This window comes from Synechococcus sp. R55.2 (assembly GCF_047462075.1).
Taxonomy (GTDB): domain Bacteria; phylum Cyanobacteriota; class Cyanobacteriia; order Thermostichales; family Thermostichaceae; genus Thermostichus.
The window spans coordinates 1-545 of record NZ_JANSIH010000351.1 but is presented as its reverse complement, the minus strand read 5'-3'; the positions used below and the strand labels follow the sequence as shown (position 1 = coordinate 545).

1 pseudogene is annotated in these 545 nt (G+C 51.9%); it reads left to right on the top strand.

The features are described from left to right. Window positions 1-117: 117 nt before the first annotated feature. Window positions 118-545: pseudogene (locus NW838_RS11285) on the top strand (hypothetical protein); the annotation flags it as partial.

Here is a 545-nt window from a genome sequence, read left to right as displayed (position 1 = left end):
TTTGTTGAGTATTTGCGCTCCCAAAGGTTGGTTCAACAGCTCTCTGCAACTCGGTTGCTCAAGATAGCCGAGCTTCGCCATCTCGGTCAGACCAACCCCCAGGCAAAAGGAGCAAACTTGGCTCAAGTTTACGGCAGGGTTGTGTGCGATCGGCCTTTGGTATCGGAACTTTCGCGACAGCCTTGCGTCTACTACAAGTCTGAGATCTCTTGGGAGTATGACGAGATCGAATGCTATCGAAGGTATTTGAATAGCCAAGGCGATGTAGCGTATAGCGAACGGATCAGCGAAGGCGAATATCAGAACGCTCTACGCTTGGGATCCCGAGCAAAATCCTATCCGGGGGAGATGGTCGGGAAAAAGCCCGGCTTGGGCTACTCTGACTCCGGTTCTTTTCAGAAAAGGGTTGATCCCGACTACTCTAATTCTTTTCCACAAAAGCCCAACCCTGGCTACCCCGGTTCCGGTTCTTTCCAGAAAAAGCCTGGTTACCCCGACTACCCCCAGCAGCTTGGCTCTCCAGGCTATCCTCAAAAATCGCCGTT